The organism is Paenibacillus sp. FSL M8-0142, from assembly GCF_038597315.1.
GTDB lineage: Bacteria > Bacillota > Bacilli > Paenibacillales > Paenibacillaceae > Paenibacillus_AQ > Paenibacillus_AQ lactis.
Genome location: NZ_CP152008.1, coordinates 6597177 through 6616553, shown reverse-complemented (window position 1 = coordinate 6616553; position 19377 = coordinate 6597177). Strand labels below are relative to the sequence as shown.

Annotated in this window: 20 protein-coding genes and 1 other annotated feature; of the genes, 16 read left to right on the top strand and 4 right to left on the bottom strand. The window is 51.1% G+C overall.

All coding sequences use genetic code 11. The features are described 5' to 3' along the window. Positions 1–3 precede the first annotated feature (3 nt). Entirely contained in the window at positions 4–711 is a 708-nt protein-coding gene (locus tag NSQ46_RS29855) for a DJ-1/PfpI family protein (RefSeq protein ID WP_342575844.1), read from the bottom strand. Positions 712–837: 126 nt separating this feature from the next. On the opposite strand from NSQ46_RS29855, the gene NSQ46_RS29850 reads away from it, so the two are divergent. The 8 genes from NSQ46_RS29850 to NSQ46_RS29815 all read left to right on the top strand — a co-directional run bounded on the left by NSQ46_RS29850 (position 838) and on the right by NSQ46_RS29815 (position 11010). Then, complete coding sequence (locus NSQ46_RS29850; RefSeq protein WP_342575843.1) at positions 838–1773, top strand: LysR family transcriptional regulator; 936 nt, start codon at positions 838–840, stop codon at positions 1771–1773. A 315-nt stretch (positions 1774–2088) separates the two neighbouring features. Beyond that, positions 2089–3240, top strand: a complete 1152-nt coding sequence (locus NSQ46_RS29845; protein WP_028405856.1) for a GntR family transcriptional regulator — start codon at positions 2089–2091, stop codon at positions 3238–3240. Positions 3241–3280: 40 nt separating this feature from the next. After that, positions 3281–4099: an MBL fold metallo-hydrolase gene (locus NSQ46_RS29840; protein ID WP_210094139.1), complete on the top strand. Its 819-nt coding sequence runs from the start codon at positions 3281–3283 to the stop codon at positions 4097–4099. Positions 4100–4140: 41 nt separating this feature from the next. Then, the gene (locus NSQ46_RS29835; RefSeq protein ID WP_210094138.1) at positions 4141–5256 is read left to right on the top strand and encodes an extracellular solute-binding protein; all 1116 of its coding nucleotides are present in this window, start codon (positions 4141–4143) and stop codon (positions 5254–5256) included. Between the two features lie 84 nt (positions 5257–5340). Next, positions 5341–6369 (top strand): ABC transporter ATP-binding protein, encoded by a 1029-nt coding sequence (locus tag NSQ46_RS29830; protein WP_210094137.1) that lies wholly within the window; start codon positions 5341–5343, stop codon positions 6367–6369. Further along, entirely contained in the window at positions 6366–8075 is a 1710-nt protein-coding gene (locus NSQ46_RS29825; protein ID WP_251535866.1) for an iron ABC transporter permease, read from the top strand. Before NSQ46_RS29830 ends, NSQ46_RS29825 begins: the two co-directional genes overlap by 4 nt. 108 nt (positions 8076–8183) lie before the next feature. Then, positions 8184–8449, top strand: a binding site (T-box leader). Positions 8450–8528: 79 nt separating this feature from the next. Then, positions 8529–10199, top strand: coding sequence for a 2-isopropylmalate synthase (leuA, locus tag NSQ46_RS29820; protein ID WP_342575841.1), 1671 nt, complete (start codon positions 8529–8531; stop codon positions 10197–10199). 154 nt (positions 10200–10353) lie between these two features. Further along, on the top strand, positions 10354–11010 hold the full coding sequence (locus NSQ46_RS29815) for an NAD(P)H-dependent oxidoreductase (RefSeq protein WP_210094134.1): 657 nt from the start codon (positions 10354–10356) through the stop codon (positions 11008–11010). Between the two features lie 158 nt (positions 11011–11168). Here NSQ46_RS29815 and NSQ46_RS29810 read toward each other — a convergent pair whose 3' ends face one another. Together NSQ46_RS29810 and NSQ46_RS29805 are read right to left on the bottom strand one after the other, a co-directional pair. After that, positions 11169–11534, bottom strand: a complete 366-nt coding sequence (locus tag NSQ46_RS29810) for a DoxX family protein (protein WP_210094133.1) — start codon at positions 11532–11534, stop codon at positions 11169–11171. A 37-nt stretch (positions 11535–11571) separates the two neighbouring features. Next, positions 11572–12438 carry a sigma-70 family RNA polymerase sigma factor gene (locus NSQ46_RS29805; RefSeq protein WP_210094132.1) on the bottom strand — a complete coding sequence of 289 codons (867 nt, stop codon included), beginning with the start codon at positions 12436–12438 and terminating at the stop codon, positions 11572–11574. A 338-nt stretch (positions 12439–12776) separates the two neighbouring features. Here NSQ46_RS29805 and NSQ46_RS29800 point away from each other — a divergent pair, with 338 nt between their 5' ends. Together NSQ46_RS29800 and NSQ46_RS29795 are read left to right on the top strand one after the other, a co-directional pair. Further along, a complete protein-coding gene (locus tag NSQ46_RS29800) occupies positions 12777–13214 on the top strand; it encodes a hypothetical protein (RefSeq protein ID WP_251535861.1) in 438 nt (145 codons plus the stop codon). A 27-nt stretch (positions 13215–13241) separates the two neighbouring features. Continuing rightward, positions 13242–13853 (top strand): TetR/AcrR family transcriptional regulator, encoded by a 612-nt coding sequence (locus tag NSQ46_RS29795; protein ID WP_251535860.1) that lies wholly within the window; start codon positions 13242–13244, stop codon positions 13851–13853. A gap of 68 nt (positions 13854–13921) precedes the next feature. On the opposite strand, the gene NSQ46_RS29790 is transcribed toward NSQ46_RS29795, so the two are convergent. After that, entirely contained in the window at positions 13922–14644 is a 723-nt protein-coding gene (locus NSQ46_RS29790) for an alpha/beta hydrolase (protein ID WP_251535859.1), read from the bottom strand. Positions 14645–14771: 127 nt separating this feature from the next. On the opposite strand from NSQ46_RS29790, the gene NSQ46_RS29785 reads away from it, so the two are divergent. From NSQ46_RS29785 to NSQ46_RS29760, 6 genes are all read left to right on the top strand, one after another. Beyond that, positions 14772–15413 (top strand): YafY family protein, encoded by a 642-nt coding sequence (locus NSQ46_RS29785; RefSeq protein ID WP_342575837.1) that lies wholly within the window; start codon positions 14772–14774, stop codon positions 15411–15413. Next, a complete protein-coding gene (locus tag NSQ46_RS29780) occupies positions 15410–15700 on the top strand; it encodes a WYL domain-containing protein (RefSeq protein WP_342575836.1) in 291 nt (96 codons plus the stop codon). Before NSQ46_RS29785 ends, NSQ46_RS29780 begins: the two co-directional genes overlap by 4 nt. Positions 15701–15924: 224 nt before the next feature. Beyond that, the gene (locus NSQ46_RS29775; RefSeq protein WP_342575835.1) at positions 15925–17031 is read left to right on the top strand and encodes a glycosyl hydrolase; all 1107 of its coding nucleotides are present in this window, start codon (positions 15925–15927) and stop codon (positions 17029–17031) included. Continuing rightward, positions 17021–17896: a GGDEF domain-containing protein gene (locus NSQ46_RS29770; RefSeq protein WP_342575833.1), complete on the top strand. Its 876-nt coding sequence runs from the start codon at positions 17021–17023 to the stop codon at positions 17894–17896. The genes NSQ46_RS29775 and NSQ46_RS29770 overlap by 11 nt, the downstream gene beginning before the upstream one ends. Positions 17897–17929: 33 nt before the next feature. Further along, positions 17930–18073, top strand: coding sequence for a hypothetical protein (locus NSQ46_RS29765; protein ID WP_340898310.1), 144 nt, complete (start codon positions 17930–17932; stop codon positions 18071–18073). Next, positions 18066–19367 (top strand): glycosyltransferase, encoded by a 1302-nt coding sequence (locus NSQ46_RS29760; protein WP_342575831.1) that lies wholly within the window; start codon positions 18066–18068, stop codon positions 19365–19367. Before NSQ46_RS29765 ends, NSQ46_RS29760 begins: the two co-directional genes overlap by 8 nt. Positions 19368–19377: the final 10 nt, after the last annotated feature.

Genomic DNA, 19377 nt, shown 5'->3' with positions numbered 1-19377 from the left:
TGCTTAACCACTGATTGCCGCGCGGCCCGGATCGATATCGTTCCGGTATCCGTCATACGCCTGGTGATATTCCATAATTCGCGCTACCTCCGAAATAAAGGTTTCGTCATAGCCCGCCCGGCGCAGCAGGTGAAACCCGAGTTCCATGCCGGAAGCGATGCCGCCGGCGGTGATCATCCGACCGCTGTCCACGACCCGGGCGCGGCTGATCTTGCACGCCGGGGCGATTTCCGCGAGTCGGTCGATCGGCACTTTGCCGAGCGTTGATGCCTCCAATCGGTCAGCTTCCTTCCGGCTCGTCGCGGCGATGCCATCGAGCAGTCCCATCTGACCGTACACCCAGGAACCGGTGCATACGCTCGTCAGCAGGCATGATTCCGGCAAAGAACGGATGTACCTGTGCAGTCGGCCGTTATGCATTTCCTGTCGGGTACCGAAGCCCCCTGGAATCAGGAACGCATCCATGTCAGGCTCGTCGTTGAAACTATAGTTGGGCAGTACGGTAAGGCCAGCTTGCGTCTGAATAGGATGCATTGCGTCTGCAACGAGAAATGCCTCAAGCTCGGGAGCCAGTCTGCGGGCCACAGAGAATACCCCGTACGGGGCGGCATAGTCCACGATTTCCGCATCCTTGAACACGTATATGCCAAGGCGGAAGCCCGGGATGATGTTCTTTTCCTTTTCCTTTTCCTTCTCCATCTCCATCTCCATCGTAACCCTCCTACATTTTCATTGTTCCGGAACTAACTCCTATGCTATCATCGTATTACATATTCGAAAAACGAAAATAAACGATGCGTGATATCGAATAATTCGATATCACAAGGAGGACAAAGCGTGCTGGAGAAGCTGGAAGGGCGGTTTCTGGTCACATTCCTAACCGTAGTGGGAGAGGGAAGCTTCAGCCGTGCGGCTGATAAGCTGGGGTACGTGCAGTCGACCGTCACCTCACAGATTCAAATGCTGGAGCAAATCTGTGGGAATAAACTGTTTCACCGGCTTTCCCGGGGCGTAAAACCGACGGACGCCGGAGAGAAGCTGGCCGTTTATGCCAGGCAATTTGTACAGCTTGGGCAAATGCTGGAGGAGGATTTAGGGAGTCTGGAACGACCGCGAGGGCCTGTCCGTGTGCGGGCGCTCGAATCGTTCTGCGTTACGCGGCTAAGCGGATTCTTGAATCCGTTTTTCGCCGAATACCCGGAAGTGACGCTTCTGCTCGAGACCGGATTCCAAGGAGATATTGTCGACCAGGTCGCCTCCCATGAGATTGATTTCGGTATCGTACCGAAAGACCCCGAGCGGGAAGACATTCTGTTCGAGCCACTCGTCGAAGAAAATTTAGTGCTCGTTTGTTCGAATGAACTCGCCAGCCGGATCCGCTCCGAAGATTGGAGCGGATTAACCGGTGTTCAGGTGATCGGCTTTGGCAGTCGCTGTGTCTACCACAACGATGGTCTGCGCATATTGGCGGAGCTGGGACTGCCCGCTTCCGCACCACAAGCAGAGTTTCCAAGCACAGAGATGATCCGCTCTATGGTCGCATGCGGACTCGGCATTGCGTTTGTGCCGGAGATCACCATGGAGAAGGAGCTCGCCACAGGAACGGTTGTCAGTATTCCGCTGCCTAAGCCGGTCCGGATGAACCACGGACTGATCTGGCATAGGGACAGGGTGCTCGGCACACCTGCCAAAGTATTTCGAGGGAAGCTACTGGAGTACATTACGAGACATCCTAATAGAGACTTCGAATTGTCCGATCGGGATCCAGCATGATTTCACCTCGGTATAATACTTTGGAAATATATTTATTTATGTGGATAAAGTATGAAAATTGAGGATGAACCGACCTGAAAATGGGTCGGTTTTTTCTTTTGAAATCGCAATGTCGTATGCCAAAATAATCGGTTCCTCATAGAAAAGGGATATCACTGATATACAATTCCTGATTTTGGAGCGTAAAATCCGGATTTAACATAGATTTTACAAGACATTTACATATATATCATTGAATATGTCAGTGACATTCTTTATGTTCAAATTAGATCCCTTGCGGATTCGAGTCGACTCAACGATTAGAGGGATAATGTGATGAAAGATATCCGTTTGACCAAACAGAACCAACTCTATCACCGGGTGGCCGATCAGGTCATCGAGATTATTCAAAGCCGCCGGCTGCGGCCGCATGATCCGGTTCCTTCGGAAGGCGAGCTTGCCAAGCTGTTTGGCGTCAGCCGGATGACGAGCAAGCTAGCGCTGCAGAAGCTGGCCGATCAGGGTCTGGTGTACCGTCTGCCCCGAAGAGGAACGTTCCTCGCCGAACCGCAAGACGGGCGGATCACGCAAGGAGGGTTCCCTCCCCAGGATCCCGAGGCGGCTCCGGCGGTCGAGAAGCGGAGCGGGCAGATCGCGCTTATCATGCCTCACCTGTCCGATTATACGGCCCGAATCATCGCCGCCGCCGAGGCCGAAGTGCGAAAGCACGGCTGCGACCTCATTTTAAAAATGACGAAGGATTGCGACGATGAGGAGCTTTGCCTGGAAAGGCTGGCCGAAGGAGGAATCACCGGCATTATTTTATTCCCTCAGGGGAGGAAGACCTGCAGCGACCAGGTTTTACGGTTAAAGCTGCAAAAGCTGCCGCTTGTCATCATCGACCGCATTTTCCATGAAGTAGAGATCGACTGCGTCTATCACGACCACTATATGGGCTCCTACCAAATGACCAAGTATTTGATCGGGAAGGGGCACCGGGAAATCGGCTATACGTCGAACGCGATCGATCATATCACAAGCAGGGAGGAGCGGTACCAAGGATATATCCAGGCGCTGCTCGACCATAAAATCCCGGTAAAATACCAGAACATTCACTTCAGAAGCGTGGCTTGCAATACCAGCCGCATTCATGAGCGAGATCCGGAACAGGAGCGGTTCATTCAGGACAACCCCCACATGACCGCCATCATGTGCGGTGATGACCACGTGGCCATTTCGACGATATATACCGCACTCCATATGGATATCCCGGTCCCTGACAAGCTGTCCATCGTCGGGTTCTCCGATATCCAGTTGGCGGCCTATATTCCGATTCCGCTCACGACGGTTCGACAAGATACCGAGAGGCTTGCCCGATCGGCCGTTGATTTGCTGATGAAGCGTGTTGGCAGCTCCAACGAGAATCCAATCACCATTAAAATTCAAACATCGATTGTAGAACGAAAATCCGTTCTGACCAGGACGTAACAAGGATCACTACAGTTTGCAAGGTAAGGAGAAATGACTTTTGAAAATACACTTTCTAGGAACCGCAGCCGCAGAGGGCTTTCCCAATGCATTTTGCCACTGCGAGTATTGTGCCAAAGCGCGGGAGCTAGGCGGCAAAAATATCCGCACGCGAACTTCCGCCATCATTGACGATGTCATCAAGTTTGACTATTCCCCGGATTCCTATATGCAGGCGCTGCGGGACAACATTGACCTTGGGGCCATCGAGCATCTGCTCGTCACCCATTCCCATTCGGACCATTATAATGCCGCTGATCTGGAATGCCGGAGGGAAGGAATTGCGCACGGCCTTCAGCATCCGATGCACATTTATGGCAATGGTACCGTGATGCATCATACGCGTGCCGCGATCGGCCGTTTTGAAGGACAAAGGTATGCGTTCCATCTGGTGCGTCCGTTTGAGACGTTCATGATGGGCGATGCGCGGGTAACGCCGTTGTTGGCGGATCATGACCGCATGGAAACCTGCCTGCTGTACGTGATTGAGAAGGATGGAAAAGCACTGCTGTACGGACATGATTCAGGGTGGTTTCCGGATGCGACGTGGGCGTGGTTAAAGGGCAAAAATCTGGATTGCGCCATCCTCGACTGCACGCACGGATATACGGGAAATTCCCGCGACCGCAATCATATGTGCGTGGAAACGGTGCTGGAGGCTCAGCGCGAGTTCCAGAAAGAAAGCATTCTGAAGCCCGAAGGCAAAATCGTCGTCACGCACTTTAGCCATAATTCCAAGCTGCTTCACGAGGATTTTGTCCGCATCTTCAATCCCGTCGGAATTGTGCCGGCATACGACGGGTTAATCATAAACATTTGAAACGAATAAGAAGAATGATTAAAAGGAGAGTTGGGATAATCATGAGAAAATGGACGATGGCAGCTTTGCTTCTCATTTTGTGTCTGGTCGTATCGGCTTGCGGCGGCAACAATGCCGGCAATGCAAACACGGGCGATTCGGGGGCCGCAGCGCCGGCCGGAACATCAGCTGGGACGGATTCTTCTTCCGAACCGGCCAAGAATGAGAAGCTGATCGTGTACACGAATGCAAACTCCGACGGCCGCGGCGAATGGTTAATCGAGCAAGCGAAGAGTGCGGGCTTTGACATCGAAATTGTCGGAGCGGGCGGCGCCGATTTGACGAACCGGCTGATCGCCGAGAAGAACAACCCGATCGCGGACGTTGTATACGGCTTGAACAATATGCTGTATGAGAATTTGAAGAAGGAAGACGTTCTGGCTAAGTTTGTTCCAAGCTGGGCCGGAGATGTTGAGCAGGGCCTGAATGATCCGGAAGGCTACTATCATGGTCTTGTGAAGCAAGCGATTCTGCTTGGGTACAACCCGAACGAATTCACGGCCGATACCGCCCCGAAGGACTGGACGGACCTTTATAAGAACGACGCGTTCAAAGGGAAGTATGAAGCTCCGACGCTCCTTGGACAAAATACCCCTCGCCTTGTCGTAGCGGGGATTCTGACCAGATTCCAGGATCCAAATGGTGATCTCGGCATCTCGGAGGAAGGCTGGAACGAAATTCAGCAGCTCTATGATAACGGGGTTAACGCTGTCGAGGGCGAAGACTTCTATGCCAATTTGGCCAGCGGCAAAACACCGCTGGGAGCGCTGGTGTCCGGAACCCTGGAGCAGAAGGAAGAGCAGTATAAAGTGAAGGCAGGCATCGTCAGTCCGGAAATCGGCGTGCCGATGGTTGTAGAGCACGCTGCGATCGTGAACGGAACGAAGAAGCAGGCAACGGCGGAACGATTCGTGGAATGGATGGGCTCCGCAGAAGTCCAAGGACAATTCGCGGCACAGTTCAATGCGATGCCGGCCAATACGAAAGCGGCCGAGCAAGCCAACGCGTCCGTCAAGGAGCTGTATTCCACCTTAAAACCGCAGGAGCTGGATTGGGCCTTTATCGCCGAAAACATGGATCAGTGGGCGGAGAAAATCGAGCTGGAGATTATGCAATAAGAAGGAATGGAGTCAAGCCGGCTGTATATTGGGAGGCCAATATACAGCCGTTCATTCAAGAACAACAAAAAGGAAGAGTATACGATGATTACATTCCAGAACGTTGATATTAAATTCGGAGCGTTTCATGCGGTCAAGAACCTCAATTTGCATATTCGGGAAGGGGAGTTTTTCACGTTCCTTGGTCCTTCGGGCTGCGGGAAAACGACGACCCTTCGCAGTCTGGTCGGGTTTATTACGCCTACGAGCGGACGGATCCTGTTGAAGGATACCGACATTACTCATCTGCCGATCGAGAAAAGAGAGATCGGTATGGTGTTTCAAAGCTATGCACTGTTTCCGACAATGAATGTGTTCGAGAATATCGCCTTCGGCTTGCGGGTAAAGAAGATTTCCAAGGCTGAAGTGGACCAAAGGGTACGGGATATTGCCCGTAAGGTCGATTTGAAGGATGAACAGCTGTTCAAGAAGGTATCGGAATTATCCGGCGGCCAGCAGCAGCGCGTGGCGATTGCCAGGGCGCTGGTGTTAACGCCGAGTATCCTGGTGCTGGATGAACCCTTATCCAATTTGGACGCTAAGCTGAGGGTACAGCTTCGAAACGAGCTGAAGGAATTGCAGAAGAAATTCGGGATCACGACGATCTATGTCACGCACGACCAGGAAGAAGCGTTAACGCTGTCCGATCGGATCGGCGTATTCAATCAGGGGGTTCTGGAGCAAGTAGGCACGCCCCAGGAGGTCTATAACCAATCCCGGACGGAGTTTGTGTGTAATTTTATCGGGGATATTAACCGGATCGATCCGCAGGCGATAACAAACAGCCGACTGCAAGAGGTGGTCCATCCGGGGAACATCGCCTATGTCCGGAATGAAAAGGTCAGCCTGCTGGCCCTGCCGGGCATTGATACGGTCCAGCTGAAAGGCAAGATTGCGGATCGGGAATTTTACGGATTATACAGCAAATATGTACTGGAGATTGCCGGCGGCGGACAATTAAAGACCATCGAGAAGGAAAGCAGTCTCGTTCAGCATGAGGTCGGCGACGATGTAGATATCTACATTCCCGTAGGCGATATATTGCAATATCCGATGAAGGAGGGGGAAGCATGAATGTCCGGAGCCTAAACACCCGGCTGGCTTCCATGAACCCGATCGCCATCATCCTGTACGGATTGATTATTTGGTTCGTCATTGCCTTTCTGATTTACCCGAACTTGAATATTTATGGCGAAATCTTCTTTAAAGACGGCAAATTTACGCTGGAGGCAGCGGAAAAGCTGCTGTCGTCCGAACGCGCGATGAGAAGTTTGTACAACAGCTTTATCCTGGCGTTCTCGCTTGTCGTTACGGTAAACATCGTGGGCATTACGCTCGTGCTGATCTCGGAATACTTCGATATCAAAGGCGCGAAGATCTTAAAGCTCGGATATTCGACGACGCTGATTTACAGCGGGGTCGTGCTGGTGTCCGGATATAAATTCGTGTATGGCGAAGAGGGGTTTATGACCAAGCTCTTGGTCCGCTTATTCCCTTCTTTTGATACAACCTGGTTTCATGGCTACTGGGCGGTTCTATTCGTCATGACGTTCGCCTGCACGTCCAACCACTTCCTGTTTATGGGCAATGCGATTCGCAAAATCGACTTTCAGACCATAGAAGCGGCGCGAAATATGGGAGCCTCAACGTGGTACATCCTAAGAAGAGTTGTGCTCCCGGTTCTGAAGCCTACCATTTATGCGCTAACGATCCTGACTTTCCTGACCGGCCTTGCCGCCACGTCTGCACCGCTCATCCTGGGCGGGAAGGAATTCCAGACGATTACGCCGATGATCCTGACATTTTCGAAAAGCATGACGTCGAGGGATCTTGCCGCGCTGCTGGCCCTTATTCTCGGTTTGGCAACGCTGGTGCTGTTAACCGTGATGATCCGGTTTGAACGAAAGGGCAATTTCATGTCGGTCTCCAAAGTCAAATCCGAGCTGGTAAAGCAAAAGATTCGCCACAAATTCGGGAATATTGCCGCTCATATTCTGGCTTACGGCCTGTTTGTGCTCTATATCGTTCCGGTCGTGCTCATCATCCTCTTTTCGTTCACCGATTCGGCCAGCATTACTACCGCCACGCTGAATCCGAGCAGCTTCACCTTGGACAATTACATTCAAGTGTTTTCATCCATGTCCGCATTCAAGCCTTATCTCGTGAGCATCGTCTATGCCGCGGCAGCCTCGGTCATCGTCGTAGCGTTGACGCTGGCGGTCTCAAGATTATTGCATAAATATAATAACAAGTGGACGCTTGCCCTGGAATACTCGCTGCTGATCCCATGGATCCTGCCTTCGACATTAATCGCGATCGGACTGATCGTAACGTTTAATACGCCCCAGCTGGTGATCGGGAATTCGGTTCTGGTGGGAACGGTCTGGATGCTGTTGATCGCGTATGTGATCGTTCATATTCCTTTCACCCTGCGTATGGTAAAGGCATCATTCTTCAGCTTGGACAGCAATTTGGAAGATGCGGCAAGAAACCTAGGCGCCAAACCCTTCTATACGTTCAGGAAAGTGCTGCTGCCGATCATTCTTCCGTCGACTTTAGCGGTACTCGCTTTGAACTTTAACGGGATTTTGGCGGATTACGACGTTACGGTGTTCCTCTATCATCCCCTGTACCAACCGTTAGGAATCGTCATCAAGAACAGCACGGATGCGCAGGCCGCAGCGGATACCAAAGCGTTGACCTTGGTGTATTCCGTTATATTGATGATCATGTCCACCATTACGTTATATTTTGTATATGGCAGAAACAGCAGAACTTGAAGGTAAAAATTCCGAAATGGCGGCATACTATAGAACAATGCACATCCCTGACACATGAAAGATAATACTTGACATCAAACGTATTGGTGATATACATTGTTTCTAATATTTAAAACGTTGAAAAGGAATAGTACGTTTTTCAAAACGTGAAGAGAGCTGTTGGATGGTGCGAAACAGCCGTGGAGAAAATCGGAACTCGCCTTGGAGTTGCTCGCTGAACCCGTAGAGTAGGTGGAGCCGGAGCCTGACCGTTATCTTCAGGAGGATGCAAGGATTGTGCGTTGCTGCCAGCCCTGTATCCGTAGAGTGCATGCTGATGACGGCATGAATTCGGAGTGGTACCGCGTAAGATGTCAAAGTCTTTCGTCTCTGTTATTGGAGATGGAAGGCTTTTTTTGTGCATCCGGATCTTTTGCAGTTAAGCACAGGAAATCGATGAGAGGAAGGATATCCATGAAAAATGTTGAGAAATACGCCAGAGGATATTTTATGCCGCCGGAGACAAGCTTGAGCTGGACCCAAAAGGAATACATTACCGAGGCGCCGATTTGGTGCAGCGTCGACCTTCGCGACGGAAACCAGGCATTGATCGTTCCGATGAATTTGGAGGAAAAGCTGGAGTACTTCAAATTGCTTGTGGAGATCGGGTTCAAGGAGATCGAGGTCGGATTTCCCGCGGCATCGGAGACGGAGTTCACCTTTCTGCGCACATTGATCGAGCAGGATTTGATCCCGGATGATGTTACAATTCAAGTGCTGACCCAATCGAGAGAGCACATCATCCGCAAAACGTTCGAATCGCTGAAGGGCGCGAAGAAGGCCGTTGTCCATTTGTACAACTCGACCTCCGTAGCGCAGCGGGAGCAGGTATTCCGCAAGTCCAAACAAGAGATTATCGACATCGCCGTGAGCGGCGCCAAGCTGCTCAAGGAATGCGCTGCTGAGACCGAGGGCAACTTCCAGTTCCAGTATTCGCCGGAGAGCTTCACCGGTACGGAGATCGAATTTGCGCTGGACATCTGCAACAGCGTGCTCGACGTATGGCAGCCGACGGCCGAGAACCCGGTTATCATTAACCTTCCTGCAACAGTCTCCATGTCGATGCCTCACGTCTACGCGAGCCAGATCGAGTATATGAGCGAGCATCTGAGCTTCCGGGAGCATGTCATTTTGTCGGTCCATCCACATAACGACAGGGGAACGGGCGTGGCGGATGCGGAGCTGGGAATGCTGGCCGGAGCCCAGCGCGTCGAAGGCACGTTGTTCGGAAACGGCGAAAGAACGGGGAACGTCGACATCGTGACGCTGGCGCTCAACATGTACTCGCACGGGGTGGACCCGAAGCTGAATTTTGAGAACATCCCTGCGATCATCTCCGTCTATGAACGGCTGACCAAGATGAGAGTAAGCGAGAGACATCCATACGGAGGCGAGCTGGTATTCACCGCTTTCTCGGGTTCGCACCAGGATGCGATTGCGAAAGGAATGAAGTGGCGCGAGGAACAAGAGCCGCGGCATTGGTCGGTTCCGTATCTGCTGATTGATCCCAAGGATATCGGCAGGGAGTATGAAGGCGATATTATCCGAATTAACAGCCAGTCCGGCAAAGGCGGCATCGGATATGTCCTGCAGCTGAAGTACGGGCTCGATCTCCCTGCGAAAATGCGCGAAAACTTCGGATACTTCGTGAAAAACGTATCGGATCAGCAGCAGAAGGAATTGATGCCGGACGAAATCTACGACATTTTCGTGAAGGAATATGTGAACATAACATCACCTGTCGAGTTTATCAAATACCGGATGACGGACAATGAGGACTTCCATACGACCGTCACGATCCGAACCGGCAATGAAGTCAAGGAGATTGAAGGCACCGGAAACGGAAGACTTGATGCCATCAGCAATGCGCTCCAAACCGAGCTTGGAATGAACTACACCGACTTGATCTATAAAGAGCACGCTTTGGAGACAGGCTCGAAGTCACAAGCGGTCTCTTACATCGGTATAACGGCTGCTGACGGCAGCGTATACTGGGGCTGCGGCATTGACGTTGATATTATGACCTCGTCTGTAAAAGCGCTGTTTAGCGCCGTGAATCAATTTAGCCGGAATCGAGCCAACTAAAGTCCGAGTTCATGGACGCTTATGGAACAAGAATAACCGACCTGTTTTTGGGGTCGGTTTTTTTATTTGGCGTCCTCAGCGATCATGTCACAAAAGACATCTGCTATTTGTCTCATCTATGTATCAGAACTACAGGATAAGGGAGAGATCGAAATTGGAAACACTGCTCGTTATCAATGCTCACCCCATGGTGGATGCCGATTCGTCGTTAAGCCTGCAAGTGCTCCATCATTTTCTGGAGTCGTATCGAGAGATGAATCCGGAAGGGCCAATCGAACAGATCGATTTATATCGGGAGCCTATTCCTTGCATAGACCGTACCTTTCTGAGCCTGCAGGAGAAAAGGAGAGGCGGGGAGCCCTTGACTGAAGAAGAGCAGGCGCTCGACTCCCGCATGACCGAAATTCTGCAGCAATTTAAGCGTGCGAAGAAATATGTCATCGCCATGCCGCTCCATAACTTTAACATTCCCTCCAAGCTGAAAGACTATATGGATAACATCATGATCGCTAAAGAGACGTTCGCCTATACGGACAAGGGCTCGGTCGGTCTGCTAAAAGACGGCAGAAGCGTGCTTGTCATTCAAGCAAGTGACGGTATCTATACGAACGAGGATTGGTACACCGAAGTCGAGTATTCTCACAAATATTTAAAAGCGATGTTTAACTTTATGGGCATTGACTATCAAATCATCCGTGCCCAAGGAAGGTTACGGGGGAAAGATCAAGTATTGGCCCAGGCTTTCCATGAAGCCGAGTTTGCGGCGGTGTCCTTTGCAAGGGCGGATCATGTTGAGGGAGTGATCAAGTAATTACAGGGCTGCATAACGCGCAATGGTCCGATGAGGACGTTATCTTGAGATCACTCCGTTGATGAATTGGCACCTCGAACGAGGTGCCCTTTTCGTTACGGCGAGATTTGGAACAGTGTACATTCAGCCATTATGTTATCTTGGGCAATCCGGCTCGTTCAGAAAATATTAGTCAGCTCGTTTGCGTTGATGGATAGGACGATGATATTCAATGCAGCGAATACGAGGGCAGGTGCTGTTTTTCCGAAAGTGTCCCGGGCTTTGAGATGCACGAGGCATGCGACCAGCATCGTGATACCAAGCCATACCCCGGCCCAAGCGATTGCCCAGCTATACCAGTAACCAGCGATAAGCCCGGCAGCTCCGACTAATTGGACGAAGCCGGTAACGACGCGAAATCTCTGGGAGAGCCCAAGGTGGGCAAAGATATCGGCCCAGTACTTGGCTCCGATGATTTTGGCCGTGCCCGAGAATAGATAATAAGCCACAAGTAAGCTCTGAAGTACGATCGAGAACAGGATCATGCAAATCCCTCCATATAAATATAGAATGAAAAGCCTTTTACTCGCTCAACGTGACCAAGTCCAGTTCCTTCATACGTGCCGGATCGGAAATCACATCGATTCCGTTGATCTTCCCGTCCGCATAGTCGATAGCCAACACGAGGAGCAATTGCCCCCCAGGCGAAATGACGACGCCGACCTCTCCGTTGACGAGAGCCGGCCGTGCCGCTTTGGCGCGTCCCCACATCAATTGTTCGGCTACAGCATGGGTACCGCGGACTTCTTTCGGAGCGTTCTCGCGATCGCTGCGCAGCACGACTCCCGGGTTGAGGACCTGAAGCAATGCGCCGAGATCGCCGCTCCGCGCCGCCGCCAGAAAGGAATCAACGAGTCTCCTCTGAATGGAGAGGTCCGTCTTGGACGAAGTCTTTGCTCCTTGTATGCGGCGGCGCGCACGGCTGGCCATTTGCCTCGCTGCGGCCTCGGAGCAGCCTATAATAGGAGCAATCTCCGCATAAGGGAGGGCAAAAATGTCATGCAGCACGAATGCAACCCGCTCATCGGCACTCAAGGTGCCAAGCACCACGAGCAATGCCAGGCCGATCGAATCAGCCAGTAACGCCTCCCGCTCCGGGTCACCCCCAGCTTCAAGATCGGTGAGCTTTCCGATTTCGTAAGCCTCCATTGATTCTTCGCGCCGTGCCTTTCGGGAACGCAGCATGTCAAGGCATACCCGGGACACAACGGTTGTCAGCCACCCTCTGATATTCTCGATCGCATCCGTTTCGGAGCGGTTCAATCGAAACCACGATTCCTGAACGGCATCTTCTGCCTCGTTCCAGCTTCCGAGGATTCGGTAAGCTACCGATCGCAGATGGGAACGATGGGCTTCGAATTGATCCGTAAGCCAATGGGTGTCGGTCATTGAAAAGTCTCCCTTCTATAAGCTCTCATTGGATTGACGTATGGAAACGAGCCGATGTGACAGATCAAAAAAATAATCATGCCCATCGGATCAAACAAAGCCGGGTGAAGCTCCTTTCATGAAGGTTCAAACATAGGCCAAGCCGCGGCTTGCTCCCCCGCGGAATGGTCGAAAGTATATGCTTACACTTTACCTTCAATATTAAGAAACCAGAAGTAATATTGGGTATATTTTTTCGAACGCGGTTGACAGTTAATGGAACAGAAAATATAATGACTATATATTCAGTCATTTATTTAATTGGAAATCACTCTAAAAAGAGGTTGGAGGAATAAACCATGAGCGAAGTAAGCCAAAGAATTCAGAACTATTTCAAAGATTTCGAGCACGCGAACAATATGTACGATCCGGAGCTTCTCGATCCCTTGGTGAATGACCCCTTGGCGGGCGCCTATCCATCCGGTGACGTACATGCGGTGAAGAAGGAGGATTACTTGGCAGGGACGAGAGAATCGGGGGAATACTTAAAATCTTTAGGATATCAGTTTTTCAAGCTTACGCCCGTAAAGGAAACCCCTTTAAAAGACAACTATGTGCTGGTAGAAGTTAAAGGCACGGCGAGAGTCGAGCAGGCTTCGGGTAAATCCTTCGATCTGGTTCATGATTCTTTTTACATTTTGCATGTTAAAGAAGATTCGATTAAGATGGTCTTTACGATTACCCATGATGCCCCTACACAAATGATGGAGGATCAAGGATTCCTAACAGCAGAATAAGGTGAAGAACGGGAGGAGCAGTGAGCGTTGAGCAAGCAGAAAGAACGCTTTGAAGCCATGAGAGCCGAGGCTACGGAGAAGATTTTATTATCGGCGGCTAAACTTTTCGCTACAAAAACGTTTGGCAAAACCACAATGCAGGACATTGCGGATGATGCCGGTCTCAGTAAAGGGTTAGCGTATCGGTACTTTGCTACCAAAGAAGAAATCATGAGCAGGCTGATCGAAATTTCGATCCCCGGCCTTGACCGTATGGCAGGACTCTTTGAACAAGAAGGCAATGAAAAAGATGTGATCATAAAGGCAACAACATTTTTGCTGAGCAACCTGCAAGAGGACCCTTCCTCCACCGATGGGCTGCTTCTCCTTAGCCAGATCGATAGTTTTACCGATCAAGAGCTGAGCCCGGATCTGAAGAATGCCGTACGGGCCTCGATGAACCGATTGATCGATAGCCTATCAGAGCTCATTCAGGCCGGGCAGGGGCAAAGCGTTTTCAAGCCGGGGGACCCGCGAAGATTGGCTTTGTTCTATTACAGTACTTTCCAAGGTGTGGCATTTACTAGCCGAAGTTTCCATGCCAATTATCTGTTTCCGACGACGGAGATGTTTTTGGATTTTTTGATTCAACAAAGGTAACAACCTTAAAGGCTGCCAGCACGCTGGCAGCCTTTTTCTGTACTAACTTCTGCGGGTATCCGTTTCAATTAAGCGATACGCCCCAGGAAGGATTGCAGAATGCGCCGCAAATCTCCCGGCCTGCTGAGCATCGGCAAGTGGCCGGATTCCAGTTGTTCAACGGAATGCGGGGATAGATGCGAGATCATTTTATTTTGCAGGGAAGAAGGGAATTCCTTGTCCTTCGTCAGCTTGACGTACAGCTTCGGCACAGCCGGAACGTCCGCATGAGCCCGATCTGTGTATACGCGTATGGCCTCGGGAACGAAACCTTGTACGAGCCCCGTCGTTTGTTCCTCTGACAGGTCATTGCATAAGCCGGCACGGATGGCGGATTCCGGCGGTTTGGTACCCCATTTGCGCAATATGGCCGTCATGAGCATTCGTTTAGGGAAAGGAAGAACCGACACGAATGAACCGCCGTTCTTAGGGATCGCTGCCCCTACGGCGACAAAGCCGGCCAATCGATCAGAGAATTTGGAAGCGAGTTTTAGGGCTAGGACGCCTCCGAGCGAATGCGCGACGATGACAAACCTTTCGATGCCCCATTGATTCACTTGATGTTCCATATGGTTGACATAATCCTCTAAAGCAAGCTCGCTCCTTGAATCGGCCGGGCCCTTCCTGAGCGGAAAATCGAGAAGTAAAGAAGGATGACCCAGTCCCTCTGCAACGTTACTCCATATTCGGCCCTCCAATCCCGCCCCATGGATAAATACAAAACCGATCTCTTCGTGTGTGTTCTTCTTCATATAAGTTAAACTCCCCTCACAGGTTCATATTCTGCGTGCTATTTGTGAACATCGTATCACGTAAATAAGACAAATCATGTCTTATTTAAATGCTATAATGAAAAAAACTTCGAAGAGAAGGTGACCCATGCAAAAGTCGCAGCGTCTCATTCAACTGATTATGATGATCAATGCGAAAAAGTCATTTACCGTTCGAGAGCTTGCCGATGAGTTCGGGCTATCCACTCGAACGATTACCCGTGACTTGCAGGAGCTGTCCGAGCTCGGCATCCCGATCTATTCCATTCAGGGAAGAGGGGGAGGGTACAAGCTGCTTCAAGACAGGATGCTGCCGCCCATCAGCCTGTCGGAAAGCGAGGCCATCGCGATGTTCTTCGCGTGCCAGTCACTGGACTACTTCGGCTCCCTGCCATTTGGCGAAGGGGCCGAATCCGCACTGCAAAAGTTCTATCATTATCTGCCTGCCGATATCAAGGAGCAGATCGATCGGCTGGACGGGCGAATCATGTTATGGAGTCCGTACCGTTCCATGGCTCCGGGGATTCTTCAAACGCTGATGCAAGCCATCATGACCGGCGAAGTGGTCACCATGGAGTACAACTCCAGCAGCGGGATAGCCAAGCGGGATATTCAGCCCATCGGCCTTTACACGAGCTCCGGTTATTGGTACTGCCCGGCTTATTGTTTTGAGCGGGAGGATATCCGTCAGTTCAGAGCGGATCGGATCCTGTCGGCAGCGCTCAACCCCGGGATGAGATCCGGAAGATGACGCTGATGAATAAGCCGGAGAAAGGCCATCTGGATCAAACGGTGCTGCATATCGAGATCACCAGGAAGGGAGTATGGCTTCTGGAATCCAATCCCCGGTTTGCCCCGAGTATACAGCGCAACGAAGACGGCAGCGGAGCGGCAGCCATACAGATTGCCACGGAGGATTTACGTTTCTATGTAGACTTGATCTGGAATCTCGGGAGCGAGGTCAAGATTAAGGGGCCGGTTGAAGCGATCACGTACATTCAGGAAAAAGCCGAAGCGATGCGTTCCTTGTATAGCTAGGCTTTTGCGTCACTGGGCCATGAAGCTAATACCCGGCATCCCGTCCTTTACGTAGGGACAGGATGTCGGCTTTTTTTGCTGCGAGGGCCTGTAAGCATATTGAAACAATCCCAAGTACAGTTTTTCTTCAGAATGAAGTGATACACTCCTTGAGTGGCAAATCCCGGTGCGGATTTAGGGTTGAATCAAGGCGCGGCTCCGCAGTGAATGGAGGTTTAAGCAGTTTGGAATGGCGATATGGACGTAAAGTCCTGTGGACAGGACTTGGCTTATTATTAGGCGCGGTTGTAGGAATCGGTGGATTCTTTACGCAAGCCAAAGGGGACAATCCAACGAGACGTTTTATTACGATTAATATGATCAACGCTAACGGCACGCTGGCTACCTATTTACAGAAGGCGGAATCGGTCAGTCCTGAGCTGGCGGCAGGACGAGAGGCGCTCTCTGAATCCCTTGGTTTTTGGATGCAGGCAGCGATTGAAAGCCGCGATCTGGCCGAGTTTGAGAAGAGTTATGACATATTAACCCGCTATTTCATCGCTGATCGCGATTATATTGTGTGGAAGCTAAGCCCCGAGGGGGAGGCGAAGGTCAGCACGAATGCGCTTGGCGACGATTTGCGGATTATCGGGGCGCTGCTGGAGGGCTCCAAGGTATGGAGGAAGGGCCATCCGGAATGGAAGCAGACGGCCAGGGAGCTTACGGAAGCCTTGCTAAACAGGTCCCAAAACAACGGGTATTTGGTGGATTTCTACGATTTCTCCAGGCAGGAAATGCCCGATACGCTGAGTCTGGCCTATGTGGATCTCCCGGCGCTCAAAGGGCTCCAGAACGAAGGCATCCTGGATCAGGACACCTATATTCGATATCATTCCCTGCTTCGAAACATGCCGGATGACGGCGTATTCTATCCCAAATCCTTTCATGTCGTGACGCGGGAGTATATCTATGAAGACAAGGTGAATCTGATCGATCAGCTGCTGATCGCGATGTATGCCGGGGAGACGGGAAGGGACCAAGCAGCGCTTCATCAATTCTTAAAAGAGGAATTCGAGCAGGCGGGGAAATTGGCAGGACAGTATACACGCGCTGACCGAAAGGCCGCGGTAAAGTACGAGTCTCCGTCGGTGTACGGCCTCGCGATCAAGTTTGCGCTTCAAATGGGAGACAGGTCTTTGGCCGAACAGCTGTACGAGCGTCTGCAGACCTTCAAGGGGCGGGATCCCCAATATCCCGGAGGATATGTGTTCGGGAAAAACACGCATATTTTTGATAACTTGCTTCCTTTACTAGGGGAATACGCAATTCAACGAGGTGGACATGGAAAATAAAAGATTCATCCAGCGCATGGTCTGGGGATACGTACTGCTGATCGGATTAGCAATCGTGCAGGAATTGCTGATCTATTGGAATGTGTTTAGGGACCAATCCTTTACTTTACCTGAGCTGGGATTCGCCATTGGATGCCTTGCGGCTCTGCTGCTGGGCTTTTTGGCCCCGCCGGGGGCCTCGACCGTCGGTATTTTTGTTTATATCGTCGCTTATTTTGTATGGCTTACGACGGTTGCCGAGGTTGATGTGCTGTCCATCTCCTGGCTGTGGCTGCTGCCGGCTAACGTGGCCGTGGCCATGTTCATCAAATCCGGGCTGATCCGCAACAAGCGGCTGATTGAGCGGCTCGAGGAGCTGCAGCGAAGGAATCCGGAAGTGGATTTGGCAACCTCGCTAGGCAATAAGGAAGCCTTTAGGGAAACGCTGGTCAAGCAGTCCAATCTGGCCAATCGTTATTCGGATACATATAACTTCTGCTTGGCCATGTTCAAAATCGAATTTCTGCCGATGGTGCGGGAATTCCTGGGTTCACAGGGCTATGTCCAGCTGCTTGCTTCCTTGTCGGAAGGGATCCGGAATCATATTCGTTATGAGGATTACAAGTTCGCACTGGATGAGGGGCGGTTTATCGTTCTGCTTCCGATGACAAACCAGGAGTATTTAAAGGCATTGACGGACCGGATCAAGCACGCGCTGATGGACATGCCGTTTCAAGACCGGAAGGGTGGGGAGCTGAAGCTGGTGATCCGTGCAGGGGCGCTGGTGTTTGCTAAGGAGCAGTTTAGTAAGTATGAAGATGCGGATGCCGTCATTGCCGCACTCGAGCGCAATACGGAGACGGATTTGATCGGAGAATATATATAAGGTGTTTAGTTAGCAGTAGGAGGAGAAAACGAGATGTCTTATACGGAATGGTTTGTTCCGCTTTGCAAAATCGTCAGCCTGTTGTTTACCGTTGCGGTGGTGGGGCTGTTCATCGCAACGCTGACCCTTCGGGTTCGCGTACATCGAAAATACGACCGGAGGAAGATCAGTGGCTGACCTACTATTAATTTTTTGTATTATCAGCATTTGGGCTGCCGTGCTCGAGTCGATCCTCATTATGGGGGGAGCGATTCGGTTTATTTTTAGACAGAGCCGCAAGGAGTGGACCATTCCCGATGTGGAAGAGATGGAGCATTTCCCCAAGGTAACTGTTATGGTTCCCGCTCACAATGAAGAATTGGTAATCGCGGCAACGGCAGAGAATATTTTACGGCTGAATTATCCGAAGGATAAAGTGCAGCTCATTGTCATTGCCGATAATTGCAGTGATGATACCGCAGGGAAATTGCGGGCTTTGCAAGCCAAGGAAGCGTATCGTGACCGGGACTTCATGATCTTTGAACGCACGGGAACGGGCGGCAAGTCCGGAGCGCTTAATGATGCGCTGGAGTATACGAAGAACGAATGGATTTGTATTTTCGATGCGGATGCGGCGCCGGAGCGGAACGCATTGTACTTTTTGATCGAGAAAGCAATGGAGGATCCCGAAACCTACGGAGCGGTATTTGGACGGAATAAGGCCCGAAACCGCGGACAGAACTTCCTCTCCAAATGCATTAATCTCGAGCTGGTTACCGCGCAGCGCATCTATCATACCGGGCTGTGGGAGCTGTTCAAGCTGGGGACGATCCCGGGGACGAATTTTATTGTGAAAACAGAGCTGATGCGCGAGATCGGCGGGTGGGATACGGAGGCCATCACGGAGGATACGGCTATCTCGTTCGAGATTATGACAAGGGGGCAGCTGATCGCCCTGGCTCCGCAGGCGGAAGCTTATCAGCAGGAACCGGAGCAGCTCAGCGTATACCTGAAGCAGCGGGAACGATGGGCCAAAGGGAATTTCTCCGTCGTGGTTGAGAACATCCATCATTTGTTCAATCGGTCGAGCTGGCGGATCAAGCTGCAAGTGCTGTACTACGCGGCGAGTTATTTCTGGTTTTTGTTATCCATTATCGTCTCGGATATCATCATCCTCGTCAACGTGGCCTATTGGGTCGTTGCGCTGTTCAATCCGGATGTAGTATCGCCGTTCCAATTCGCCGATGATGTATACGTCTATCTGATGGTGGCCTGGGGATTGATGTATTACTTGTTTGTGCTGCAGATCAATTTGGCGCTGGCAACCGATGTCGGACAGAGCACGATCCAAAACTTTATTCTGTCCTGCGTATCGTATTTCACGTATGCCCAGCTATTTCTGCTCATTTCCTTGCGCGCGCTCTACTCGTTCGTCGTTGACAAGGTGACGGGGAGAAAAGCCAAATGGTACAAAACGCAGCGGTTTGGATAAAGGTCTCGTT

Bases quoted from the DNA above. Each gene is read 5' to 3' on its own strand.
- NSQ46_RS29825 (WP_251535866.1), top strand. From the start codon at position 6,366: ATGAATGTCCGGAGCCTAAACACCCGGCTGGCTTCCATGAACCCGATC.
- NSQ46_RS29855 (WP_342575844.1), bottom strand. From the start codon at position 711: ATGGAGATGGAGATGGAGAAGGAAAAGGAAAAGGAAAAGAACATCATC.
- NSQ46_RS29805 (WP_210094132.1), bottom strand. From the start codon at position 12,438: ATGACCGACACCCATTGGCTTACGGATCAATTCGAAGCCCATCGTTCC.
- NSQ46_RS29765 (WP_340898310.1), top strand. From the start codon at position 17,930: ATGTCTTATACGGAATGGTTTGTTCCGCTTTGCAAAATCGTCAGCCTG.
- NSQ46_RS29845 (WP_028405856.1), top strand. From the start codon at position 2,089: ATGAAAGATATCCGTTTGACCAAACAGAACCAACTCTATCACCGGGTG.
- NSQ46_RS29780 (WP_342575836.1), top strand. From the start codon at position 15,410: ATGACGCTGATGAATAAGCCGGAGAAAGGCCATCTGGATCAAACGGTG.
- leuA (WP_342575841.1), top strand. From the start codon at position 8,529: ATGAAAAATGTTGAGAAATACGCCAGAGGATATTTTATGCCGCCGGAG.
- NSQ46_RS29790 (WP_251535859.1), bottom strand. From the start codon at position 14,644: ATGAAGAAGAACACACACGAAGAGATCGGTTTTGTATTTATCCATGGG.
- NSQ46_RS29810 (WP_210094133.1), bottom strand. From the start codon at position 11,534: ATGATCCTGTTCTCGATCGTACTTCAGAGCTTACTTGTGGCTTATTAT.
- NSQ46_RS29835 (WP_210094138.1), top strand. From the start codon at position 4,141: ATGAGAAAATGGACGATGGCAGCTTTGCTTCTCATTTTGTGTCTGGTC.
- NSQ46_RS29785 (WP_342575837.1), top strand. From the start codon at position 14,772: ATGCAAAAGTCGCAGCGTCTCATTCAACTGATTATGATGATCAATGCG.
- NSQ46_RS29830 (WP_210094137.1), top strand. From the start codon at position 5,341: ATGATTACATTCCAGAACGTTGATATTAAATTCGGAGCGTTTCATGCG.
- NSQ46_RS29800 (WP_251535861.1), top strand. From the start codon at position 12,777: ATGAGCGAAGTAAGCCAAAGAATTCAGAACTATTTCAAAGATTTCGAG.
- NSQ46_RS29770 (WP_342575833.1), top strand. From the start codon at position 17,021: ATGGAAAATAAAAGATTCATCCAGCGCATGGTCTGGGGATACGTACTG.